The sequence below is a fragment of the Nostoc sp. DedQUE09 genome, from assembly GCF_034530915.1.
In the GTDB taxonomy this organism is placed as follows: Bacteria; Cyanobacteriota; Cyanobacteriia; order Cyanobacteriales; family Nostocaceae; genus Nostoc.
In genome coordinates this window covers 100,615-120,680 of the sequence record NZ_JAVRCE010000011.1, presented here as the reverse complement: position 1 = coordinate 120,680, position 20,066 = coordinate 100,615, and the positions used below count along the sequence as shown (strand labels likewise).

Annotated in this window: 17 protein-coding genes; 11 read left to right on the top strand and 6 right to left on the bottom strand. The window is 39.6% G+C overall.

Going from position 1 to position 20,066, the window contains the following annotated elements; genetic code table 11:
* The first annotated feature begins 144 nt into the window (after nucleotides 1–144).
* Nucleotides 145–1,392, top strand: coding sequence for an HlyD family secretion protein (locus RMY27_RS09755; RefSeq protein ID WP_322662652.1), 1,248 nt, complete (start codon nucleotides 145–147; stop codon nucleotides 1,390–1,392).
* A gap of 33 nt (nucleotides 1,393–1,425) precedes the next feature.
* Here the strand turns inward: RMY27_RS09755 and RMY27_RS09750 are convergent, their stop codons facing one another.
* On the bottom strand, nucleotides 1,426–3,816 hold the full coding sequence (locus RMY27_RS09750; RefSeq protein WP_322662650.1) for a CHASE2 domain-containing protein: 2,391 nt from the start codon (nucleotides 3,814–3,816) through the stop codon (nucleotides 1,426–1,428).
* A gap of 126 nt (nucleotides 3,817–3,942) precedes the next feature.
* On the opposite strand from RMY27_RS09750, the gene RMY27_RS09745 reads away from it, so the two are divergent.
* Entirely contained in the window at nucleotides 3,943–4,077 is a 135-nt protein-coding gene (locus RMY27_RS09745; RefSeq protein ID WP_322662648.1) for a hypothetical protein, read from the top strand.
* A 153-nt stretch (nucleotides 4,078–4,230) separates the two neighbouring features.
* Here the strand turns inward: RMY27_RS09745 and RMY27_RS09740 are convergent, their stop codons facing one another.
* Both RMY27_RS09740 and RMY27_RS09735 read right to left on the bottom strand, forming a co-directional pair.
* Nucleotides 4,231–5,460 (bottom strand): DUF1822 family protein, encoded by a 1,230-nt coding sequence (locus RMY27_RS09740; protein ID WP_322662647.1) that lies wholly within the window; start codon nucleotides 5,458–5,460, stop codon nucleotides 4,231–4,233.
* A gap of 25 nt (nucleotides 5,461–5,485) precedes the next feature.
* Nucleotides 5,486–6,676 carry a sigma-70 family RNA polymerase sigma factor gene (locus RMY27_RS09735; RefSeq protein ID WP_322662645.1) on the bottom strand — a complete coding sequence of 397 codons (1,191 nt, stop codon included), beginning with the start codon at nucleotides 6,674–6,676 and terminating at the stop codon, nucleotides 5,486–5,488.
* A gap of 626 nt (nucleotides 6,677–7,302) precedes the next feature.
* Here RMY27_RS09735 and RMY27_RS09730 point away from each other — a divergent pair.
* Nucleotides 7,303–8,181 (top strand): phosphodiester glycosidase family protein, encoded by an 879-nt coding sequence (locus tag RMY27_RS09730; RefSeq protein WP_322662643.1) that lies wholly within the window; start codon nucleotides 7,303–7,305, stop codon nucleotides 8,179–8,181.
* Between the two features lie 106 nt (nucleotides 8,182–8,287).
* Nucleotides 8,288–8,599 carry a threonine dehydratase gene (locus RMY27_RS09725; protein ID WP_322662641.1) on the top strand — a complete coding sequence of 104 codons (312 nt, stop codon included), beginning with the start codon at nucleotides 8,288–8,290 and terminating at the stop codon, nucleotides 8,597–8,599.
* A gap of 368 nt (nucleotides 8,600–8,967) precedes the next feature.
* Here the strand turns inward: RMY27_RS09725 and RMY27_RS09720 are convergent, their stop codons facing one another.
* Nucleotides 8,968–9,177, bottom strand: a complete 210-nt coding sequence (locus tag RMY27_RS09720) for a hypothetical protein (protein WP_094352741.1) — start codon at nucleotides 9,175–9,177, stop codon at nucleotides 8,968–8,970.
* A gap of 387 nt (nucleotides 9,178–9,564) precedes the next feature.
* On the opposite strand from RMY27_RS09720, the gene RMY27_RS09715 reads away from it, so the two are divergent.
* Nucleotides 9,565–10,614, top strand: a complete 1,050-nt coding sequence (locus RMY27_RS09715; RefSeq protein WP_322662640.1) for an adenosine deaminase — start codon at nucleotides 9,565–9,567, stop codon at nucleotides 10,612–10,614.
* A 252-nt stretch (nucleotides 10,615–10,866) separates the two neighbouring features.
* Nucleotides 10,867–12,633 carry a DNA mismatch repair endonuclease MutL gene (gene mutL, locus RMY27_RS09710; protein ID WP_322662638.1) on the top strand — a complete coding sequence of 589 codons (1,767 nt, stop codon included), beginning with the start codon at nucleotides 10,867–10,869 and terminating at the stop codon, nucleotides 12,631–12,633.
* 675 nt (nucleotides 12,634–13,308) lie between these two features.
* On the opposite strand, the gene RMY27_RS09705 is transcribed toward mutL, so the two are convergent.
* Nucleotides 13,309–13,491: a CsbD family protein gene (locus tag RMY27_RS09705; protein WP_322662636.1), complete on the bottom strand. Its 183-nt coding sequence runs from the start codon at nucleotides 13,489–13,491 to the stop codon at nucleotides 13,309–13,311.
* A 388-nt stretch (nucleotides 13,492–13,879) separates the two neighbouring features.
* Between RMY27_RS09705 and RMY27_RS09700 the strand changes: the two genes are divergently transcribed.
* Nucleotides 13,880–14,767 carry a TIGR02587 family membrane protein gene (locus RMY27_RS09700; RefSeq protein WP_322662634.1) on the top strand — a complete coding sequence of 296 codons (888 nt, stop codon included), beginning with the start codon at nucleotides 13,880–13,882 and terminating at the stop codon, nucleotides 14,765–14,767.
* Entirely contained in the window at nucleotides 14,764–15,159 is a 396-nt protein-coding gene (locus RMY27_RS09695) for a TIGR02588 family protein (protein WP_322662632.1), read from the top strand. Before RMY27_RS09700 ends, RMY27_RS09695 begins: the two co-directional genes overlap by 4 nt.
* 621 nt (nucleotides 15,160–15,780) lie before the next feature.
* Here RMY27_RS09695 and RMY27_RS09690 read toward each other — a convergent pair.
* On the bottom strand, nucleotides 15,781–15,912 hold the full coding sequence (locus tag RMY27_RS09690) for a hypothetical protein (RefSeq protein WP_322662630.1): 132 nt from the start codon (nucleotides 15,910–15,912) through the stop codon (nucleotides 15,781–15,783).
* Nucleotides 15,913–16,040: 128 nt separating this feature from the next.
* Here RMY27_RS09690 and RMY27_RS09685 point away from each other — a divergent pair, with 128 nt between their 5' ends.
* The 3 genes from RMY27_RS09685 (at nucleotide 16,041) to RMY27_RS09675 (ending at nucleotide 19,745) form a co-directional block, all read left to right on the top strand.
* Nucleotides 16,041–16,766 (top strand): hypothetical protein, encoded by a 726-nt coding sequence (locus RMY27_RS09685; RefSeq protein WP_322662628.1) that lies wholly within the window; start codon nucleotides 16,041–16,043, stop codon nucleotides 16,764–16,766.
* A 535-nt stretch (nucleotides 16,767–17,301) separates the two neighbouring features.
* A complete protein-coding gene (locus RMY27_RS09680; protein WP_322662626.1) occupies nucleotides 17,302–18,522 on the top strand; it encodes an MFS transporter in 1,221 nt (406 codons plus the stop codon).
* 245 nt (nucleotides 18,523–18,767) lie between these two features.
* Nucleotides 18,768–19,745: a hypothetical protein gene (locus RMY27_RS09675; protein ID WP_322662624.1), complete on the top strand. Its 978-nt coding sequence runs from the start codon at nucleotides 18,768–18,770 to the stop codon at nucleotides 19,743–19,745.
* Nucleotides 19,746–20,066: the final 321 nt, after the last annotated feature.

Here is a 20,066-nt window from a genome sequence, read left to right as displayed (position 1 = left end):
TAGTCTAAATAGTATTTAGAAAACTATAGCAATCCTATTTGAGTTATGAAAATTAACGAACTACCAAGAGCGCCAACAAAAGAAAGAGAAGTTTTCACATCTGATTTAGGATTGCTATAACTAAAATTTAAAGCGATTTGTTTCATGAAATTAATTAAAACAGCTTCAGGAAAAATTATCCTTTCGATTCTAGTCCTTAGCTGTCTGGCTGTTATTGGAGTTAGGCTAAGACGCAACTTTTCTCAAATTCGCAGTGTACAAGCTTTTGTTAATGGTGAAATTATTTTTGTGCGGGCATCTATCCCAGGTGAACTAGAGTTGAAAAGCGATAAAATTAAGTTGAGCAACAAACTTGAGAAAGGTACACAAATCGGCACAATTAAATCTACTGTCGAAAATCCACGAGTATCAGTCCTCAAAATTGAGAAGCAGGAATTGAAAACTCGGCTACAGGATATTCAACAGCAAATCTTTGGGGTAAAACAGCAAATTCGGAATCGCACTGAATTGATGAACTTGTTTAAAAAACAAACTGATACCCAGAAAACACTTCAACTCAACTACGCCCGTCAACAAATAAAACAATATGAAGGGGAAATAGCTCAAGCAAAAGCTACAGAAACAGTAGCGATCGCTGACACTCAACGCTTTGTTCGTTTAGCTAAGGAGGGAGCAGAGACTATCTCCAAAGCCGAAAACGAAATTGCAAAAGCGCAGCAAGCATCTGCTGTAGTCAAGGAAGTTCAATCAAGAATTGAGCTAGCCAAACTCAACTTAGAAGCAACGAAAGCCGGACTTCAGCTAGAAGGAACTCGCACCTTAAGCTATCCTGAAACTCGTGTTCTCGAACTTAAGGTAGAGTTAACAGACTTAAAGCAACAACAAAGAAACCTCGAAAAACAAATCCAGAGTATTCAATCACAACTAGCTAGTACCAGTAAAGAATTGCAGGTTCAGCAAACTGCCTCAGTTTTAGCACCAACAACAGGCGTGATCTGGTCAATTGATTCCCAGCCCCAGGAAATAGTTGAAGCTAATAAATCGATTATTCAGTTACTCAACTGTCAGAATCTTTGGATAGAGGCATTTATAAATGAGACTGATGCGTCGAAACTTGTTATTGGACAAGAAGCCCAAATCAACCTTAATAACTCAAGTAATTTTCAATGGAGAGGACGATTAGAGACAATCAGAGCAGGTACAGGTCGTGTTGAAGTTGGGCAATATGTTGTAGAACCACCGCCAGAAATTGCCCGCCGTCAACTAACAGTACGGGTAGCGGCAGTACGAATCAAAGTTGATTGGCAGAAAACACCTAGATTTGACGATTTTTGTCTGGCGGGGAGAAGTGTAAACGTTCGCTTTCTTGAATCAAAGTCCTCGCCTTTTTAGCAATTTATGCCTTTAATTTTTACTAGTCTGACATTACTCAACTAATGATTGTCGAATCGTGAAAAATTCTTGAGGGCGTTGAATCAACACTACAATAACACCGCTTGCAACCACGGCAAAGGCAGAAGGAATAAATGGCAACCATAGCCCTTGTTTTAAAAGAGCGATCGCGCAAACTCCATATAATATGACAACTGTCACAAAGATGGCGCATCTCTTATCTAAGAGCGATCGCACCCACCAAATAATCAGACTCCCAACTACAGACCAACCGCATATCCAAAGAATATCGCCCCAGTAAGGCAAAACCCAAAGAATTGAACGTTGATCTAAAACTGCACTCAAAATTTGGCTAACCATTTGTGCTTGTATAAATATCCCTGATATCTCTTGGTAATCTTGCTGTGCAGTACTGTAGGGAGTTGACCAAGTATCGCTGACTGTATTAGCTGTCACTCCAATGAGAACTAGCTTATCTTTAAATGATTTACGATCAAATTTATGACTCAATACATCATCAAGGGAAACTCTCTGATAATCTGTATTACGGTAATTGACAAGTATTTGATTTCCGCCTAAATCAACTCCTTGTTGATAGGCACCACTGCGATTAGGTTTTAAGCGTTTAAATACTTTAGAGCCAAACTGTACATAATCTTTATTAAATTTAGGTTTAATATTTTCATAAGATAAGTAACGAGTAACTAATTGCAATGAGAGCGAATAAGGCGTTGTACAAGTCGAAGAAGGCTCTTGTGCCATCATCAAAATTTGCCGACGGACGATACCATCTGGGTCTTTAATTGCATCAGTAAAACCCTGACGTCTTACAGGTACATCTTTCGGAGGTTTAACACCTTGGGGATCGTATTTACTATCGCGGCTTTTGCAGACAACAACAACGTTCTCTTTATTAAGTTCAGTCGGAAGTTGTATTAGATTTGATTTGTTTGGGGGGTCAGCAAAGTCTCTATAAATATCCAGTCCAACAACTCGCGGTTGATACTTTTGTAATTTGTTGAGCAATTTAGCTAACGTACTATCCGAAATGGATTTCAGTCCTTTGGTTATGTCTTGTCGTGATTGAATATCTTTTTCAGTAATTTCTACAATTATCAACCTTGGATCTGGGTCTTCCTTAGATCGCAACCGTAGCATTTGATCGAAAGTTTGCAGTTCGATTTTCTCAAAGACTCCCAAGTATCTCAAACCTACCGTTGAAACAGCCACAAGAAAAGTACTAAGTAGTACATTCCAAAATTTAGATTTTGATGTCGCAATTTTACCTTTTGTCGAAACTTTACCCACAAATTTAGTATTATCAAAATTGCCACGCAGTTCTTGCCACGTAGTAGGAACAGTTGTAGGATTTTGACAGATTACTGGCAACCAACTGGCACAAGGAAATTTATTTTCCAGTCCTTGAAGTCTTTCTCGCGCTTCTCGCACAGCCAAGTAAAATGGTTTGCTATCTGCAAAGGCAGTAAGAAAGTTTTTTAAAAATTCCTGTGCGATTAAATCTGGCACTCCTTCCCGCATTACAATCATTTGGGGAATATTTAAATCGGCTAAATTTCGTCCTAAACCAATTCCGTCACAAGAATTAAAAATTGCCAGTTTTAAACCATGTCTAATTGCTGTCTTAAGTCCATTTTTTAACTGGAAAATTGTTAAGCTTTCTGTTTGATTGATGCAAATTTCCCCAATTTCTCCGTCAGCAAGACTAGTGCTGTGTCCAGCAAAAAATAGAATATCCCAATCCTGATTCCATAGATATTCGTCAAGTGTTTGCCGTGTTGGTTCTATAAGAAAGGTGGTTTTGGCATCTGTTAAACCTTGTAACAAAGAGGCGTCTTTTTCAATATCAATACCAACCCTATTGCCTAGAATTGCCAAAATTTTGACTTTACCTGTAGGAGATTTTTGTAATACTTGAGGAGATTCATACTCATGATTGCTCAAAGCTAATTCCGCTTTCGGGTAATCTTCAAAAAAATGCCATAGATGCCAAGGCAAGCGATGTAATAAAACTATATTTGTTTCAATAATTACTCTAATTTCATCATGGCGACTAAGTAGAGTTCGCAACTGCCGTTCAATATTCTGAAATGACTCAAATTTCAACCAAGCATTGATATTTGCTTGTAGCTCTTGACACACTTTATCGAAGTCATTGACAGAAATATTGGTTATGTCTTGTGAATGTACTTTTATCCGTTGATTGCTACGATCCAGGCGTTGATGAACTGCTGCGTAGAGTAACTTCCATCTGCGGTAGAGTTCGCTTAGTTCTGGGGCTGGCGGTAGACTCCCTGTTAATTTCACGGGTACAAATTGGTTGTGACACCAAAGTTGAGCCGTGACAACAGGAAACCCTTGATTTAAATCTCCTCCCAAGAAGCTGAAGACAACTAGCTTACTCATAAGTTCAGTGGACTTTGCCATTCGTGATTAACTAATGACTAATCAACAAAGAGCATTCTACTTATGCAAAAATACCAAAGGAAAGTGTAGTCATTATACTACACAAGACCAATTTGGGTTAAACCTATGACCTTTGAGGAAAAACAACGTTTACAAGCCACCGCAAAAGAGATCGTATCAATTTTGTATAAAAATACATCACTAGAGGCATTAAAAACTTTTGAAGGTATCGAAAAAATACTGCGTAGTTTACCGCTGTAGGCAGCGTTTGCTTAAGCATTTCAGCCCTCAAATCGCCTTTCTTTATCGAACAAACTACAAGTACAAGCAAAGGACGGACTACTTATATCTCAGTACAGTTCAGTTAGGGATGCTCCCAATCAACACCAATTTAATACTGCTGCCTCCTAATAACTAAATTATGAAGCTTTCTGTTATTTGATAATTATTCAGCTCGATCTGGATGCTGAAACATTCTCCCACTTCTCCATGAAAAAGTTTCAACTGCACATAAATATCTTGAGTTCTTGCTTGTACTTGTTGAAGTATTTCCCCTCGATCTGAAAGTAAAACTAGTTTGATATTAGCAGGTAGGTAAGGTTGATTACAAGCTGGATGTAGTTGCACGCGAATCCTAACCAACAGGTTAGGATCTGGTATTAAGGCAACTAATAAAATAACTTTTTGAGCCTCTATTTCTATTCCCCAGTCAATCAGTTTGGCGCGTTTGATAGCGGTAGCATTTAACCCGGAAGAAGTGCGGAAATTAAAAGCTCGGCTACTGGAGTTTGGCTCAAAAAAAGTCTCTATAGCTTGCCAAGAAGTATCGTAAATCTGCTCCAGCCAACGGCTGAGATTCACTTGTACTTGTGAAAATTGTGTAGGCGCAGCCCTTCGGCTGCGCTCAGGAACCACCTGTTGTAGAGATTGCAGCCTTTCTTGGTACAAACGCTGCCGCCACTGCTCATTCTCTAGTAGCACTCCCCAAGTTGTAAATGGCACTGCAAGTCTCGGAAATGTTACAGAGGGATTACCTAACCGTTGCACAAGATTTTCTGCTTGAACATTCGATAATTCTGGTAGTGGAGCGATCGCACCTTTCATTTCCTCTGTTCCACAAAATTGGTAAGTCATCCAAAAAGCATTAAAGTCTTTAATTAAGTGCCGTGCATCTATACAATAAGTCCTATCTACTTGGTCATAGTCTGCTAGTGATTTAAGTTCCCTATGAGTTATGTAGCTCCAAATTCTTACCCAATCCCCATCTGCTGTAACTTGCACTGCTAAATAATAATCTGCTGCCCAACTAGGAATGTCTACCCATTCTTGAGGAATTTCTAACTCGCGATCGTCAATTGCCTCGCTGGGAATTAAAACGACTCGCTTTTCCTCTAACAAAATTGCTGTGCCATTGACAAATTCCCAAAAAGCAGGAATACCAGGGGAACTATGCCAGACACTTGCTTCTGGAACATATTCAGCTTTTACCCAATTCAAAAACCCATCAAGGCAAATTTGATTTATGTAAGCACGCCAGCGACTGCTAGGTGTGGCGTACATTTGGCTTTCTTGCCAAGAACTTGTCTGTAATGATGGTGATATTTCTAACAATAATTCCTGCGGTTCTGTAAAAGCGGAAGTCATTTTTACTACCTCATCCTTCATAATCTCAGCGAAATTCCCCATACTTAACTTTCAACCATTCTTCCAAAGCGGTACTCATATCATTAACTAGGTTGGAAGTTACAGAAATATTAAGCGTATCCTGACTCCATTGGATTAATGCTTTCAGCATTGATTCTCTGGCTTTGAGCAGTCGGCGAGAAACAGTAGGCTGACTAATTTGTAGGTGTTCTACAATCTGTGGCTGAGTTAACCCCTGTTGGTAATAAAGTTTAAGTATTTCCTGAGTTTTTACCTCAAGAGTTTGTAACTTTTTTAACAAAATATCTTCAATCTGAGATTGTTGATTTTGTTGGTTTTGGGCATCCTCTTGGGCTATTATCTCTGCAATTAATGAGTCAGAGGATGGATCTGGCAAATCAAAAGTTGTTGTGGAACCATCTTCTGATATTGCTAAATTTAAAGAACTAACAGGTGGATACAGATAACCACGCACGTACATAGCTGCCTGGGTTAGCCACTGTTCAATTTTCTCTTTCGTGGATTCTGGAGTAGGTTGATTTAACTGATTTTGGCGTTCGCGGTTGTAGAGATTGACAATAGCTTCCCAAAGTTGGGGTTCTGGTTCTGGTAGTGATTTTGTGCCACCTGGTTGGTTTTGAACATACAGTTCTTTGAAACAAGTCCAGGCGAGTCGATATTGGGCAATTAGAATAGGTGATAATCCAGCTTGAGCAAGAGCTTCTAATAACTGCTTTTTGCTTACTTTGCGTAACAATGCCCAATTTGTGCAAATATCAGCTTCCTTGCGTTGGCGTAAAATATCTTTTAGCCGACTTGGAATTGCCATAGTAGCATAGGCTTTTAAGCTAGAGGATTTTTCTAGATTAAAATTTTTGAGAATTGTTTCAATTTCAGCATTCGCCATTTGAAAATAATCTGCTAGGCTATGTTGACTATTTGTAAACTTGGCAATTGTTTTTTTTGCAGCCCAATAATTTGGTTCCTGTAAATAAGCAGATAAATGCATTCTAGCAAGGCTATGAGATTCCTCTCGCCAGCACTTGTGCCAATGTAATGCCCAAAAATTTTCTGAGTTAGGGACGAATGGTGAAGACCCCAAGCAATTTTGAATATTTCGATGCAGTTTGATATCAATCAACCATTTGCTGAATCTGTCTCCTTCTAACTCAACGAAGGTTGAGAACATCTCGATAATTTTTTGACGAGGACGCATAAGCAGTTAACAATTTCAATTGATCCGAACTTAAGCAACTATCAAAGCCGCAAACACTTCTGTAGACAATTGCAAAATACTGGTTTTAGAATTTGCAATTCAATAGCGCACATATTTTATTCTTTGAGATTTTTTGAAGATAATTTTACTCATATTCATGTTGAATCTAGATAATTTAGTTATTTTAAAGTTAAATTGGTGTAAAAAGCGATTTTAATCGTTGCATAAATGCGACATAGTTCGAGTAAACACTGGTTGAGAAGGTCTAGCAAGATATTGTCTCTTAACTTTTTTAAAATTCTCTTGCCAATTTCCGTGTGTCGCGAAGTGTTGATCGATTAGCGATTGTACGCCCATACGCTCTGTTTGAGTTAGAAGTATAGGTATATCATCGACTCCTTCGTTTGTAATTATGGGTTCAGTAGCCATAATTGCGAATATGTACCTAATTGAGTCTTTTTGGGAATATACCCTTTGGTATACTTTTGACTATCTGTTTTTTCTAAATCCCTAAAAAATGGGCGAATCGGGAATAATTAAAGTTAATTGCTTATTTTTCAGCTTAAAGTATTTTAATTAAATCGATTAAATCAACTTTTTTGAGCTAACCGCACGTGAGTTTAAAAGTGAGAAAAATCAAACTACTGGCTTTGATATTAATTAGTTTGGCAATGGTGTTGTGGTTTAATTTGCGTTTTTCAACACCTTCGATACCCACTATTGCGACTTCACCACCAAAAACTATCCGCTACTTTGACCGCACTTTGCCCCAAAGCATCGCTCACGTCGTGTTGATTCCAGCTAATAGCAAATTTTTGGTGACTCCTGCACTATCACAGAAGGTAGCCACTGTAGAGGAATTTGCCCAAAAGCATCGAGCCGCAGCTATTTTGAATGCAGGCTTTTTTGACCCAGCCAACCAAAAAACTACATCTTATGTTGTCCGACAAGGAAAGTTGATAGCCAATCCCAAAGAAAACGAGCGGCTGGTGAACAATCCCAACTTAAAATCTTATTTGGGTCAAATATTCAATCGCTCAGAATTCCGTCGCTACTTATGTGGGCAAACTACCCGCTATTCTATTGCCCTACACAATCAGTCACCACCAGCAGATTGTCAGTTAGTCGATGCTATAGGTGCTGGCCCACGCCTATTACCAGAACTCACCTTGGAAAAAGAGGGCTTTGTGGACAGCGCTAATAAACGAGATGCCCTTGGCAGCAACCAACCCAATGCCAGAACTGCCGTAGGTATCACCCGTGATGGCAGCGTTATTTTAGTTATGGTGGCTCAAAAACCTTCGGCTTCGGCGAACTCGGGAATATCTTTGCCAGCATTAGCTGATTTGATGAAAACTCTTAGAGCCGATCAAGCAATGAATCTGGATGGGGGAAGTTCCTCTTCGCTTTATTACAATGGGAAAACCTTTTACGGAAAGGTTGATTTGGAGGGAAATTCTATCAAGCGTCCTGTGAAGTCGGTTTTGCTAGTTCAGGAAAAATAGAGGTTGTGGGAATTATACCTACCTACTGGTAGATTTTTTCCATAGCACCAATTTCCGAATCCGAATTGAGTCACAATAATAATAGGCAATCATTGAAGGTGCTTTTATGCTTCGTCTAACTCAAATTATTCGGAACTTGTTCCTTCGTATTGAAGGCTTGTTTGGTGTTTTATTTCAAAGTATTTCTAATTTTTTCGGAAATTTATTTGGTTTTTTTGCCAAGCTTTTCGGATTCTCTGAGTCTGGTTATTTCTTGGAATCAGATCAGGTGCAAGGCGTAAATCAAGCTTCAACTAAACAGCCAATTGAAACGAATCGGGATAATATTGCTCAAATTTCTACCACTGACCGCCGTCGTTCTAATGCCAAACTTGACGACTACTACCTCAACATGGCTCGTGATGTGAAAAAGAAATGAAAAAAGCCATCAAGTGGAGGTTTAAGTTTAGTAATCAACTGTTCCACCTTTAACTTGCATAATTAGGGTGGGCAAGACTTTAGCATCCGCGCTACTTTAATAACGCTCAGTATAGGTCAGCAGAATACTGTCCACCCAAAAATATTTTAATTAAATTTAGATATAATTAGTATATCTGGAACAGTTTACCAATAACTAAATGGTGCTTTACATTTTCAGAAAAATTATCTAGCTAAAATTAATGAATTTGTATGTGCGTAGGCTATTAAAAACCGCAGGCATCGCACCTTTTACAAAAATTTTGTCCAGTTTGAGGCTGGACAATAGCTAGAAATATTTTTGAGTTTGAATATTTACTTGGTTTTTAGCTAACTTACCAAATCAACTAAAGCGTTGCTTTGGAAGCGAACTATAGATGAAACTGAGCAACCGCGATAATTCTCAGAGGTGAATACTGATAGTGTGATATTAGCTTGACCTGGATCTAAAATGCGTTTTACCTTGCAAGTTTGCATTTTATTGTTGCAGTAAGCAATAATCCGATCGCCAGCCTTGACTTCCAACGCTTGAATTTTCAATTAATACCAACCTTGCCAGGAATTTGCTTTGTTAAAGGAAAAACATATTGCTATATCTCACTCGCTTAACAATAGCAATGTTCTTTTAGTATAGCACAAAAATTAAGGATATCAATGTTATCAATTTAATCTTGGTAATGTCAAGTTGATTCATACTGCAAATACTGGTGCAGGAGGTAGGAGGCAGTAATTTATTTGTTGCTCTCAACCCTATATAATTTCAAGCCACCAAATCGTTTGCCCAGTTTCTCGGTCGGAGTATTTGTTGAAATTCAGATGGAGGGAAACCTCTACTCCAAAGAAGTTGGAGCAAAATTTTTTTGATGACAGATTTTTCTCTCGATGTTTTTGTTACAATCATTGAAATTTTTACCTAAAAATACCACTATGGCTTTATACGCTGAATTACATAGACATCTAGGCGGCTCGGTCGTACCACGAGTTTTATGGCGATATTTCGAGCGGCATTCTTCGGAGTTAATTTCCCGCTTTGCTGACTATTCAGATTTTGAAGATTTTTATACCCGCCCACGTAACACTCTAGATGAGTATCTAGAATTACACACCTTGGTAGAAAGCGTGCAAACTGTAGAGACTTTGCCTTACTTTATTTATCGCTTGGTGCGGGGTGCTTACATATTTGAAAATTTGGCTTATCTGGAACTGCGTTACACTCCTTATTTGCGGACACCTGAGCATCTGAGTCAATCCGAAAGAATTGACAAGATGGCAGAAATTGTCAGAGTCGTAGGGCTTGCCAGCCAGCAGCCAGAATATCCGATTGTTACTAGCCAAATTCTCTGTATGCACACACGCCTACCTTATGAGGTGAACAAGGCGATTGTTGATTTGGCGGCACAAAATAAACAGTATGTCTGTGCAGTAGATGTAGCCGGAGGTGATAGTTATTACGCCGATCGCTTAGAAGAATGGATTAGCTTATATGATTATGCGCGATCGCTGGGCGTTAACACCACGGGGCATCTATATGAAACCACCGCTGGTTGTTACCCAGAACTGTTACCATATCTGATGCGGATTGGTCACGGCATTCAAATTCCCCTACTATATCCAGAGCTACTTAATGATGTAGCTAGACGCGGGCAATGTTTAGAGGTTTGTCCGACAACTTACCTAAAAACTGGAACTTTGCAGGATATACGTCAACTCAAATTAGTTTTTGACCGTTGTCTTGATGCTGGAGTTGATATCGCTATCTGTACTGATAATGCCGGATTGCACAATGTGCGTCTACCATTTGAGTATGAAAATCTCTTGACTTACAACATTATTAGTTTTGAACAACTACAAGCTTGTCAAGATGCAGCTTTCCGTCATGCTTTTGCTTGGCCTTACAGTCAACGTCCTGCATCACTGTTGAACGGTTTGCTCAAACCTGAACCAGCTAAAATTTTGTCCATGAGAGATAGCAATTAACGAATCGCCTAAAAATATCTATAAAGTCAGGTGATTTAATGTTAATTAATGTTGCAATTACTAACTTTTTCTATGCCATCAGAAAAAGTTGTAATACATAATAGATATCTTGCAAAATTAATGTTTTATAAATTAAACCACAGATGTACACAGATAATTTATCAGTGTTTATTTGTGGTTCTTTTGTTGCTGAGAAAGGATTCTTGCTATAAGTCGTATATAGCGTGCCCCAGAAGCTATAAACTATAATTTATGGCATCTACTATTCAAGCTCTACCAACAGAAGTTGTATATCTCATTACAGCTGGAGAGGTAATCGACTCTTTAGCCTCTGTGGTGCGGGAATTGGTAGAAAATTCCCTAGACGCAGGTGCAACAAGAATTGTGGTTTCTCTGTGGCCGCAGCAATGGCGAATTCGAGTGGCAGATAATGGCTGTGGAATGAACCTAGATGATTTACAACAAGCAGCCACAGCCCACAGCACTAGTAAAATTCGCTCTAGTGCCGATTTGTGGAAAATTAACAGTTTAGGGTTTCGTGGTGAGGCGTTGCACAGTTTAACGACTCTGGCTAATTTAGAAATTTTGAGTCGTCCTCTGGGCGGAAAATTAGGATGGCGGATAATTTATGGTGATGGTGGGAAAGTTGTACAAGTTGAAGCAACTGCGATCGCACCTGGTACAGTAGTTACAGTTTCTCATCTTTTCGGTAATTGCTCATCTCGTCGTCAGGGATTACCCACAACAGCACAGCAAATGAAAGCTGTGCAAGCCACAATTCACCAAATCGCCCTCTGTCATCCGCACGTCACCTGGCAGATTTGGCAAAATGACCGTCAATGGTTCACTATTTGTCCTGCTGCCACAACTGGACAACTACTACCGCAGATTTTACCGCAAGTGCGACAAGGTGACTTGCAAGAAGTAAAACTCGAAATACCCAACCCACTAAACTCAGAACTCCCCACTCCTAACTCCCCACTCCCCACTCCCCACTCCCCACTCCCCACTCCCCACTCAGCACTCAGCACTCAGCACTCAGCACTAAATTTAGTGGTAGGATTACCCGATCGCTGTCATCGTCATCGTCCAGATTGGGTACGTGTAGCCATTAACGGCAGGATGGTGAAGACACCGGAATTAGAGCAAACGATATTATCAGCATTTCATAGAACATTACCACGCGATCGCTATCCAATTTGTTTCTTACATCTTGCCATTTCCCCCGGTCAAATTAACTGGAATCGCAATCCAGCAAAAACAGAAATTTATCTCAACGAAATCATTTATTGGCAAGAGCAAATTACCCAAGCAATTAAACAAGCACTCAGCATCTCTTCTAACAATCTCAAAGAAGCTGTTCACACAACACGAGTTAGTAAATTACTCAAAGCCGCAGAAGCCAAAGGCAGCTATAATTTCAATTCTCAAAATCCTAATGAAAATCCCAAAACTCCTAACTCCTCACTCCCAACTCCTAACTCTTTAAAAGCTGTCGCACAAGTTAGCAATACTTATATTGTGGCGGAACATTCAGGTGGGATGTGGTTAGTAGAACAGCACATTGCCCATGAGCGAGTTTTGTATGAGCAATTGTGTGATAATTGGCAACTTGTCCCCGTCGAACCGCCAATCATTCTTTATCAATTGTCGCCAGCGCAAGTATCGCAGCTGCAACGAATCGGTTTAGAAATAGAACCCTTTGGCGAACAACTTTGGGCAGTGCGAAACATACCCGCACCTTTGCAACAGCGAGACGACTGTGCAGAAGCTATTTTAGAACTTAGTTGGGGAGGCGATTTACAAACAGCCCAAGTAGCTGTCGCCTGTCGCAGTGCAATTCGTAATGGTACACCGATGAATCAACAAGAAATGCAGACACTTTTAGATAATTGGCAACGCACTCGTAACCCCCGCACCTGTCCCCACGGACGCCCTATTTATTTATCTTTAGAAGAATCAGCTTTAGCCCGATTTTTCCGGCGTAATTGGGTAGTTGGTAAAAGTCATGGAATTTGATGTTTTCAGTAAGTGTACACACATGTCGAATTACCCCCCCTTAATCCCCCCGATGCATTGGGCTACGGTGTACACACAAGTCTGGAGTCGTTTACGAATCTGGTTTTTACCCCACCCTAACCCTCCCCTTGCAAAGGGGAGGGAATTAGATTTCCGGCTTCCCCCCTTTGCAAGCTACGGTGTACACACAAGTTATCGAATTACCCCACCCTAACCCTCTCCGTATGTATTGGGGAGGGAACCGGATTTTTCTTGTTTCCCCCCTTTACAAGGGGGGACTAAGGGGGGTAATTCGACTTGTGTGTACACCGTAGTTGTAAAGGGGGGAAAAAGAAATCTTGTTCACCTCCCCTTTACAAGTTTGCCGAAGAATTAAATTTAATGGCGAGACAATCTGGGGAAAAAGAAATCTTGTTCCCTCCCCAATACATACGGGGAGGGTTAGGGTGGGGTAAAACCGACGCTTAAATTCAGATGAGTAAACTGTTTCAGAATTGTGTATACACCGTAGCCTTTATTAAGGGGAGGGTTAGGGTGCAATACAGTTCAGTTAAGCTCACTTTCAGATTTGACGCAATAAAAAACCCCACTAACTTATAGAAAGTGGAGTAATTTCAGTTACAAGTTTAGGAGTCAATCATCGTTAAAATCGCTATTTGCATTAGACAAGCGAAATTATTCTAAAGCTTTCTTGAGTTCGTCTTTAATATTTTCTACGGTATGAGTAAGTTGGGCTTCAGCTTGCTTTGCTTGTCCTTCAGTTTTATCTTGTGGATTACCTGTGACTTCACCCACAACCTCTTGAATTTTTCCTTCAATATTTTTTGCAGTGGCTTCTATTCTCTTTTCGGCACTCATGGTTTTTATCTCCGGCTTGTAGTTGATTCAGGGAACTCCAAAAATAAGTTACTACTACTTGCAAAGTGGGTCGAAAAGCCCGGTCATTTCACAGGACGGTTGAGACGCTCATCCTACAACTAATAAAATACTTGAGCTATTTTATTACTTGCAAGTCCCTAAGCTATTAAATAATCTAACATCTGTGTATTGTTTTTTACTTCCATCAACCGAGAGAAGATTTTGGTAAATTATATTATCTTAAGATAGATGCTGGTCAGTATTGTAGCAGATAATACAAAATATGAAAATCTGATAAATAAAATTTATATATATTAAAAAAATAACTTTTTTGCAGATAAATGAACTATAAATTAAAACAAAATTTAAATAAAAGGAAAATAAAGGAGTGCCAACAAAAAGTCAAAAAAATGTCTGGAAGAATGAGATTAATGACATCATTCGAGGTGCTTGTGGAGGTTTTTTATTTGGCATACCCTTGTTGTACACAATGGAGGTTTGGTGGATTGGATCGCTGGCAAAACCACAATTTATCATGACGGCGATCGCATTAATGTTTATTGTGGTTTACTTGCTCAATTACACAGAAGGCTTTCGGAAACGCAGATATACAGGTCTCTCTCATCAAGCCGCAATGGATACCGTAGAAGCGATCGCGATCGGCATAGCTTGTTCTACCCTTGTACTGTTACTATTGCGAGAATTGACACCAGAAACCTCGCTAAAGGAATCTTTAGGTAAAATCATCTTTGAAAGTGTGCCCTTTGCTCTTGGTGTAGCATTAGCGAATCAGTTTTTGGGAGAGACTAAAAACAGCAATGGAAAAGGACAAGGAAGCGATCGGGAAAATAGCACAACCAAGAACAAAGGTGATGAGTTACACGCCACTTTTGTGGATGTGGGTGGAACCCTGATTGGTGCAACCATAATTGCATTTAACATCGCTCCCACAGATGAAATTCCTATGCTTGCAGCTGCAACCTCTCCACCTTGGAAGTTGGCAATGATCGCCGCATCTTTGCTGATTTCTTATGGCATTGTATTTCAGGCAGGTTTTTCTAACCAGCAAAAACGTAAAGAGCAAAAGGGAATTTTTCAACGACCATTGAGCGAAACTATTATGTCCTACTTAGTATCATTGGTAGCAGGCGCTTTTATGATGTGGTTCTTTCAAAAATTAACTTTTAGCGACCCCTGGACAATGTGGTTAGATCACACATTGATACTGGGTTTACCCGCAACTATTGGTGGTGCAGCCGGAAGGTTAGCAATATGACTGAAACAGAACAACCAAAGCGCTCAATAGCTGAGTGGATAACATTCAGCATCGCCTCATTCATCCTAGCAATTATTGTGAGTTTGGTAGCCTACACTTGGCTGAACGAAAAAAATCAACCTCCAATCCTTTCTGTCACTAAAAAACAAACAATTCGAGAAATTAATGGCCAGTTTTATGTTCCTTTTGAAGTTGTCAATAATGGAGGAGATACAGCTGAGTCAGTTCAGATTATGGCTGAGTTAATGATTGACGGCAAAGTTACAGAAACAGGAGAGCAACAGATCGACTTTTTATCTAGTGGGGAAAGCGAAGAAGGCGCATTTATATTCAGCGATAACCCGCGCCAAGGTCAGTTAAATCTACGTGTTGGTAGCTATAAATTGCCATAGAGGACTGACAAATCAAAAAAATACCCTACAATATTGCATAATCTATTTGTTGGAAGTATACCCGAACTCAACCCTCACCCCGTTTGCTTTCATGGCGGGAACGCTAAGAGCGAACAAGCCGGGCATTGCCTGCCTAACGCAGTGCGCTAAGAGTTGAGTTTGGTTGTGCTTGCGCGGGTGGGGTATTTCTTTACCTGACGTTGACGTAGCCTCTGTCTTTGACACGCTGTTCGCGTTCGTAGAGAAGTTGAAATCTGCTGTATGAGTCCTATATTTTATTGCTTGTCCATATTTTCAACACGATAGCGCCCGCATTTTGATAACCTTGAAGAAATAAAACAATTAAAAAAAATAGATAATCGCATTTTTATTTCACCAGAGATATAAAATAGAATTAACTGTTTTGAGGTAGATTTCATCAGAAATTTATAATTTTAATATTTGTATCATGTAAATATTACAAATATTAATTACGTTTGATATACATAACTATCAAGGAATATTCTCTATCTATTATTATTGATATTCCTAATGAGAATTTATTGACAAAATACTAGTAATGACGACCGGATTTTTGCTCGTGGAGGCAATGACAATATCTCTGCTAGTTTTAGAAATAATCTAATTGATGGTGGAGAGAGGACAATAACAAGTTGACTGGTAATGATCGCCAATGGCACATTTAAGCTCAGTCGGCGCGATCGCAGCAGTTTCTTTAACTCTCTCGAACTGAGCAAAACATTGTCTCATCATCAATATTTAATTGTTGCCGTTTTGATGATATTATCTTAAAAAATTAAGGAGAAAACCTTGTGGGAGTTACGCTTAATCAATTATTTAAGTTATCTGTAAAATATTTTTCAGCAATCACAATCATAATAATGGCTATCCCATTACCAGTTAAAGCCGCTACATTTTTAGTAACTGAGCGTGCTAGTTTAGGAGGCAATGATAAAGTTAATTGGGGAAGTTTAGGTAAAGTCTTTAATCCTTCTGCCCCTGATTTTTCTGCTTTTTTACCTAACTCTTTTTCAGCAACATCGCAACGTGGTTTAGGCTTGGATATAAATATAACTCCAACTAATAAGCCTCAAATTACTCCACCATTTGTTTTTCAAACTTTACCTTCACCTGGCATTCGGAGTAACTTCGGTCTAGGTGATTTTATTCTCTTCGGAGGTATAGATCCAACAGGTTTTATCCCTCTTCCTCCTGGTACTCCCGATCCTGGAACTAAGGGGAACGGCGAGCCTTTTTCGATTAGTTTTGCCCAGCCAGTTTTTGGCGCTGGAACTCAGATAGCTGTAGACACTAGTAAATTGAAAATTGAAAATTCGATCGCCGCTTTTGATAATGCCAATAACCTATTGGGTACTTTTTCAGTTCCAAATATTTCGTCCTTAGCATTAGATAATTCGGCAGTATTTTTGGGGATTCGTAGTGATACTGCAAACATCTCACGACTTGTTTTTAGCAGTTCTGCTCCAGAATATGGCTTGGCTATTAATCAGGTAAGCATTCTTGCAACTCCTGAACCAACTTATACCTTAGCGATATTAGCTTTTGGAGTTTCAAGTGCTGTTTTGAAACGACGTAAACATACTTGATACTCCCACAGCATCGAAATAGCTTTCATTTAATAAGTTAGAGATTTCGGACATACTCCAACTTATGTAAGTACGTAACGTAAGTTCCAGATAATTCTTGTCTTTAACCAAATTTAAGTCAATGTTATACAAAGAATTAGAAAATATCATAGACGCTAAGATCCAAAAAGCCATACGGAAGCACGAAATTATAGTTGCTTTCATTAGTAGTATTATTGGCTTGATTTTTATCATGGGTTTGTTCCATGCTATTTTGCTTAACCACACTGAAATTCAAACATTTTGCTCATAAGTAGGTTGGCACAATTAAACCGAACTATAAAAATTTTTGTATGGGTAAAGGGAAAAAGTTAAAGGGTAAAGGTTTTTCCCTTTTACCCTTAACCTTTTCCCTTCTTAATTTAGTTGTGTTTTTTAGCACCTACTTACTTAGTGATTCCTGTTTGTAATCAATAGCTATTTACAATCAAACATTCCCTGATGTCTTACAACTAATCCAATTCACACATCTTTTTTATAAAATGGAATTGTACAGATGGAGAATAAAAATAATAACAGGGCTATATTCGTCTTATTTCTGACTGTATTTATAGACTTGCTCGGCTTTGGAATTATTCTGCCGATACTGCCTTTGTATGCTGAACAATTTGGTGCAAAACCTAATGAAGCGACTTTACTTGTAGCTATTTATTCTTTAATGCAGTTCTTATTTGCACCATTATGGGGCAGATTTAGCGATCGCTACGGTCGCCGTCCGATTTTATTACTGACTTTATTCGGTTCGGTAATTGCATACGCAGGCTTAGGTTTTGCCAACTCCTTATGGATTTTGTTTATTGCTCGTAGTCTAGCCGGGATTATGTCTGGGAATATTGCCACTGCTCAGGCATACATAGCAGATATTACCACGCCAACTAATCGAGCTCGTGGCATGGGTGTAATCGGCGCAGCTTTTGGTCTTGGCTTCATTCTCGGCCCAGCGATTGGAGGTCTTCTAATCGGGTCAGATCCGAACAACGCTAACTTTCATCTACCGTCGTTGTTTGCAGCCGGATTATCTTTATTGGCATTTCTTTGTGCTTTGATATTACTTCCAGAATCTCTAAATTCTGAGACTAAAGTCAAAATTCAACTTCATCGCCACCGTCAGCGATCGCTAAACTTGCTACAGTTGTCACAGCGTTCACAGTTTTGTGTACTTGTTGGCATCTACTTTTTAGTCACCTTTGCTGTGGCAGCTATGGACTCTACATTGGCTTTATGGTCTAAGCAGCAATTAAGTTGGGGTCCTCAACAAGCTAGTTATCTTTTTGCCTTCATGGGGATTGTCAGCACAATCATTCAAGGAGGACTAATCGGATTCCTCAAGAAACAATTGGGTGAAATCAAGTTACTTATCTTAGGAATATTAGGATTAGGTTTAGGATTACTGTTAATTGGATTCTCGCAAAGCTTAATTTTATTATTAGTCGCCGCCACACTTGTGGCATGGGGAATTAGTGTTAGTCAACCAATATTGAACAGCTTGATTTCCCAGATGACAAATCCAGAAGAACAAGGACAAATATTAGGAATTGCCAGTTCTTGCTCTGCATTGGCACGCATTGCTGGGCCAACATGGGCAGGGGTTAGTTTTATGAAATTTGGGAGTTCTGCTCCTTTTTTGAGTGGATTTTTAGTAATGCTAGTAGCCTTAACTTTTAGTTTACGAGTAACTAAAAGTGCATCTGAGCCAAAAACAGAACGTATCGCCTGACAATCTTGATTTCAAAGTTTAACAATTTTTTGAAACAGCCTTGTATTAACGTGAGTTCGATGAACCTCTCCCTCCCAGCCTCCCTCTCCCACGGGGAAAGGGAGGAGCAACGAGAAATTAGGGTTTTGGCTCCCCTCTCCGTGTCGGAGAGGGGTTGGGGGAGAGGTCAAAAAAGGGCTTGTCGAACTCACGTTGTCTTAAAAATTTTTTAATCTAAAATCTAAAATCTAAAATCTAAAATTACTATGACTGGTCGCCGAGTATTATTTTTAGGCATCTTTGTCAGCATCCTCCTCACCTACGGAATTTGGATCGGTGGGAGCATTCCTGCAAGCATCATCAAACTTCCTGACCAAGGATTAAACTGGTACTATTGGAAGCTTCCCCAACCAACCTTTTGGAGTCGAGCAACGGCTTGGGGTATGTACTTTGGGCATCAGTTTAGCATCTGGGCGTGTATCTTGTGGGCGCAGCGATCGCAGTTGAAATACAAATCAGCGTTGCACCCGATAAATTACCTCATGCTTGCCATTAATGGTGTATTTATCGCTTTACACTTTCTCCAAACATATATTTGGTACGATGCTCTAGCTCAAGATACTTCAATTTGGGCTTCTCAAGGTGCAGTTGTACTCTTACTAGTCTTCGTACTGATTTTAGAAACACCTCGACGCGGTTTATTTTTTGGCAATTCTGTTCCCTTCCATCAACAATTTTTGCAAATTATCAAACTGTACCACGGCTATTTTTTCTCCTTCGCCGCTATTTATACCTTCTGGTATCACCCAATGGAAGCGACCTTGGGGCACTTGATTGGTTTTCTCTATATGTTCTTGCTTCTGCTCCAATCTTCCTTGATTTTTAACCGCACCCATGTAAACCGTTGGTGGACATTTACTTTGGAGGCTTCAGTTATTTTACATAGTGTAATCGTGTCATTAATACTAGGACAAACCAAGTGGCCCACATTTCTCTTTGGTTTTTTTGGCATTCTGGTACTTACTCAACTTCACGGTTTACCTGTGGGTATTTGGACTAAACGTACTATCTACGGAGCCTTTTTAGTGAGTGTCCTGGCCGTTTATGCACTGACTGAACGCGGCTTGGGCAGAATTTACGAAGTAACCTATATTCCTCTGATTGAGTTTGGATTAGTTGGTGCAATTTACTTAATTTTCCTACTCATCTTATGGACAATTTCTCGTTTACCAGTCAAGACGTAAGTAATATGATTAGGACTTATGCACACTCTACGATTCTTGGCTTCTTGGCGTCTTCTCTACGAGATGCTACCCGTTCGCCCTTGGCGTCTCGTAGAGAAGGCGGTTCGATAAATTAAGCTTTTTGGCAATTTTTGCGTAAGTCCTAATGATGTCCGGGCAATTAAGCATAAGGAACTTGCAGTTAAAAAAAATATCCCATTGTAGAGGCGCAAGGCCTTGCGCCTCTACAAATATGCAAATAATTTGGGATAATTTATTTTCTGCAAGTCCCTAATACCCCCAAGCCCACCCCGCCAAAGCTGCGCTTTAGCTCATAATTCC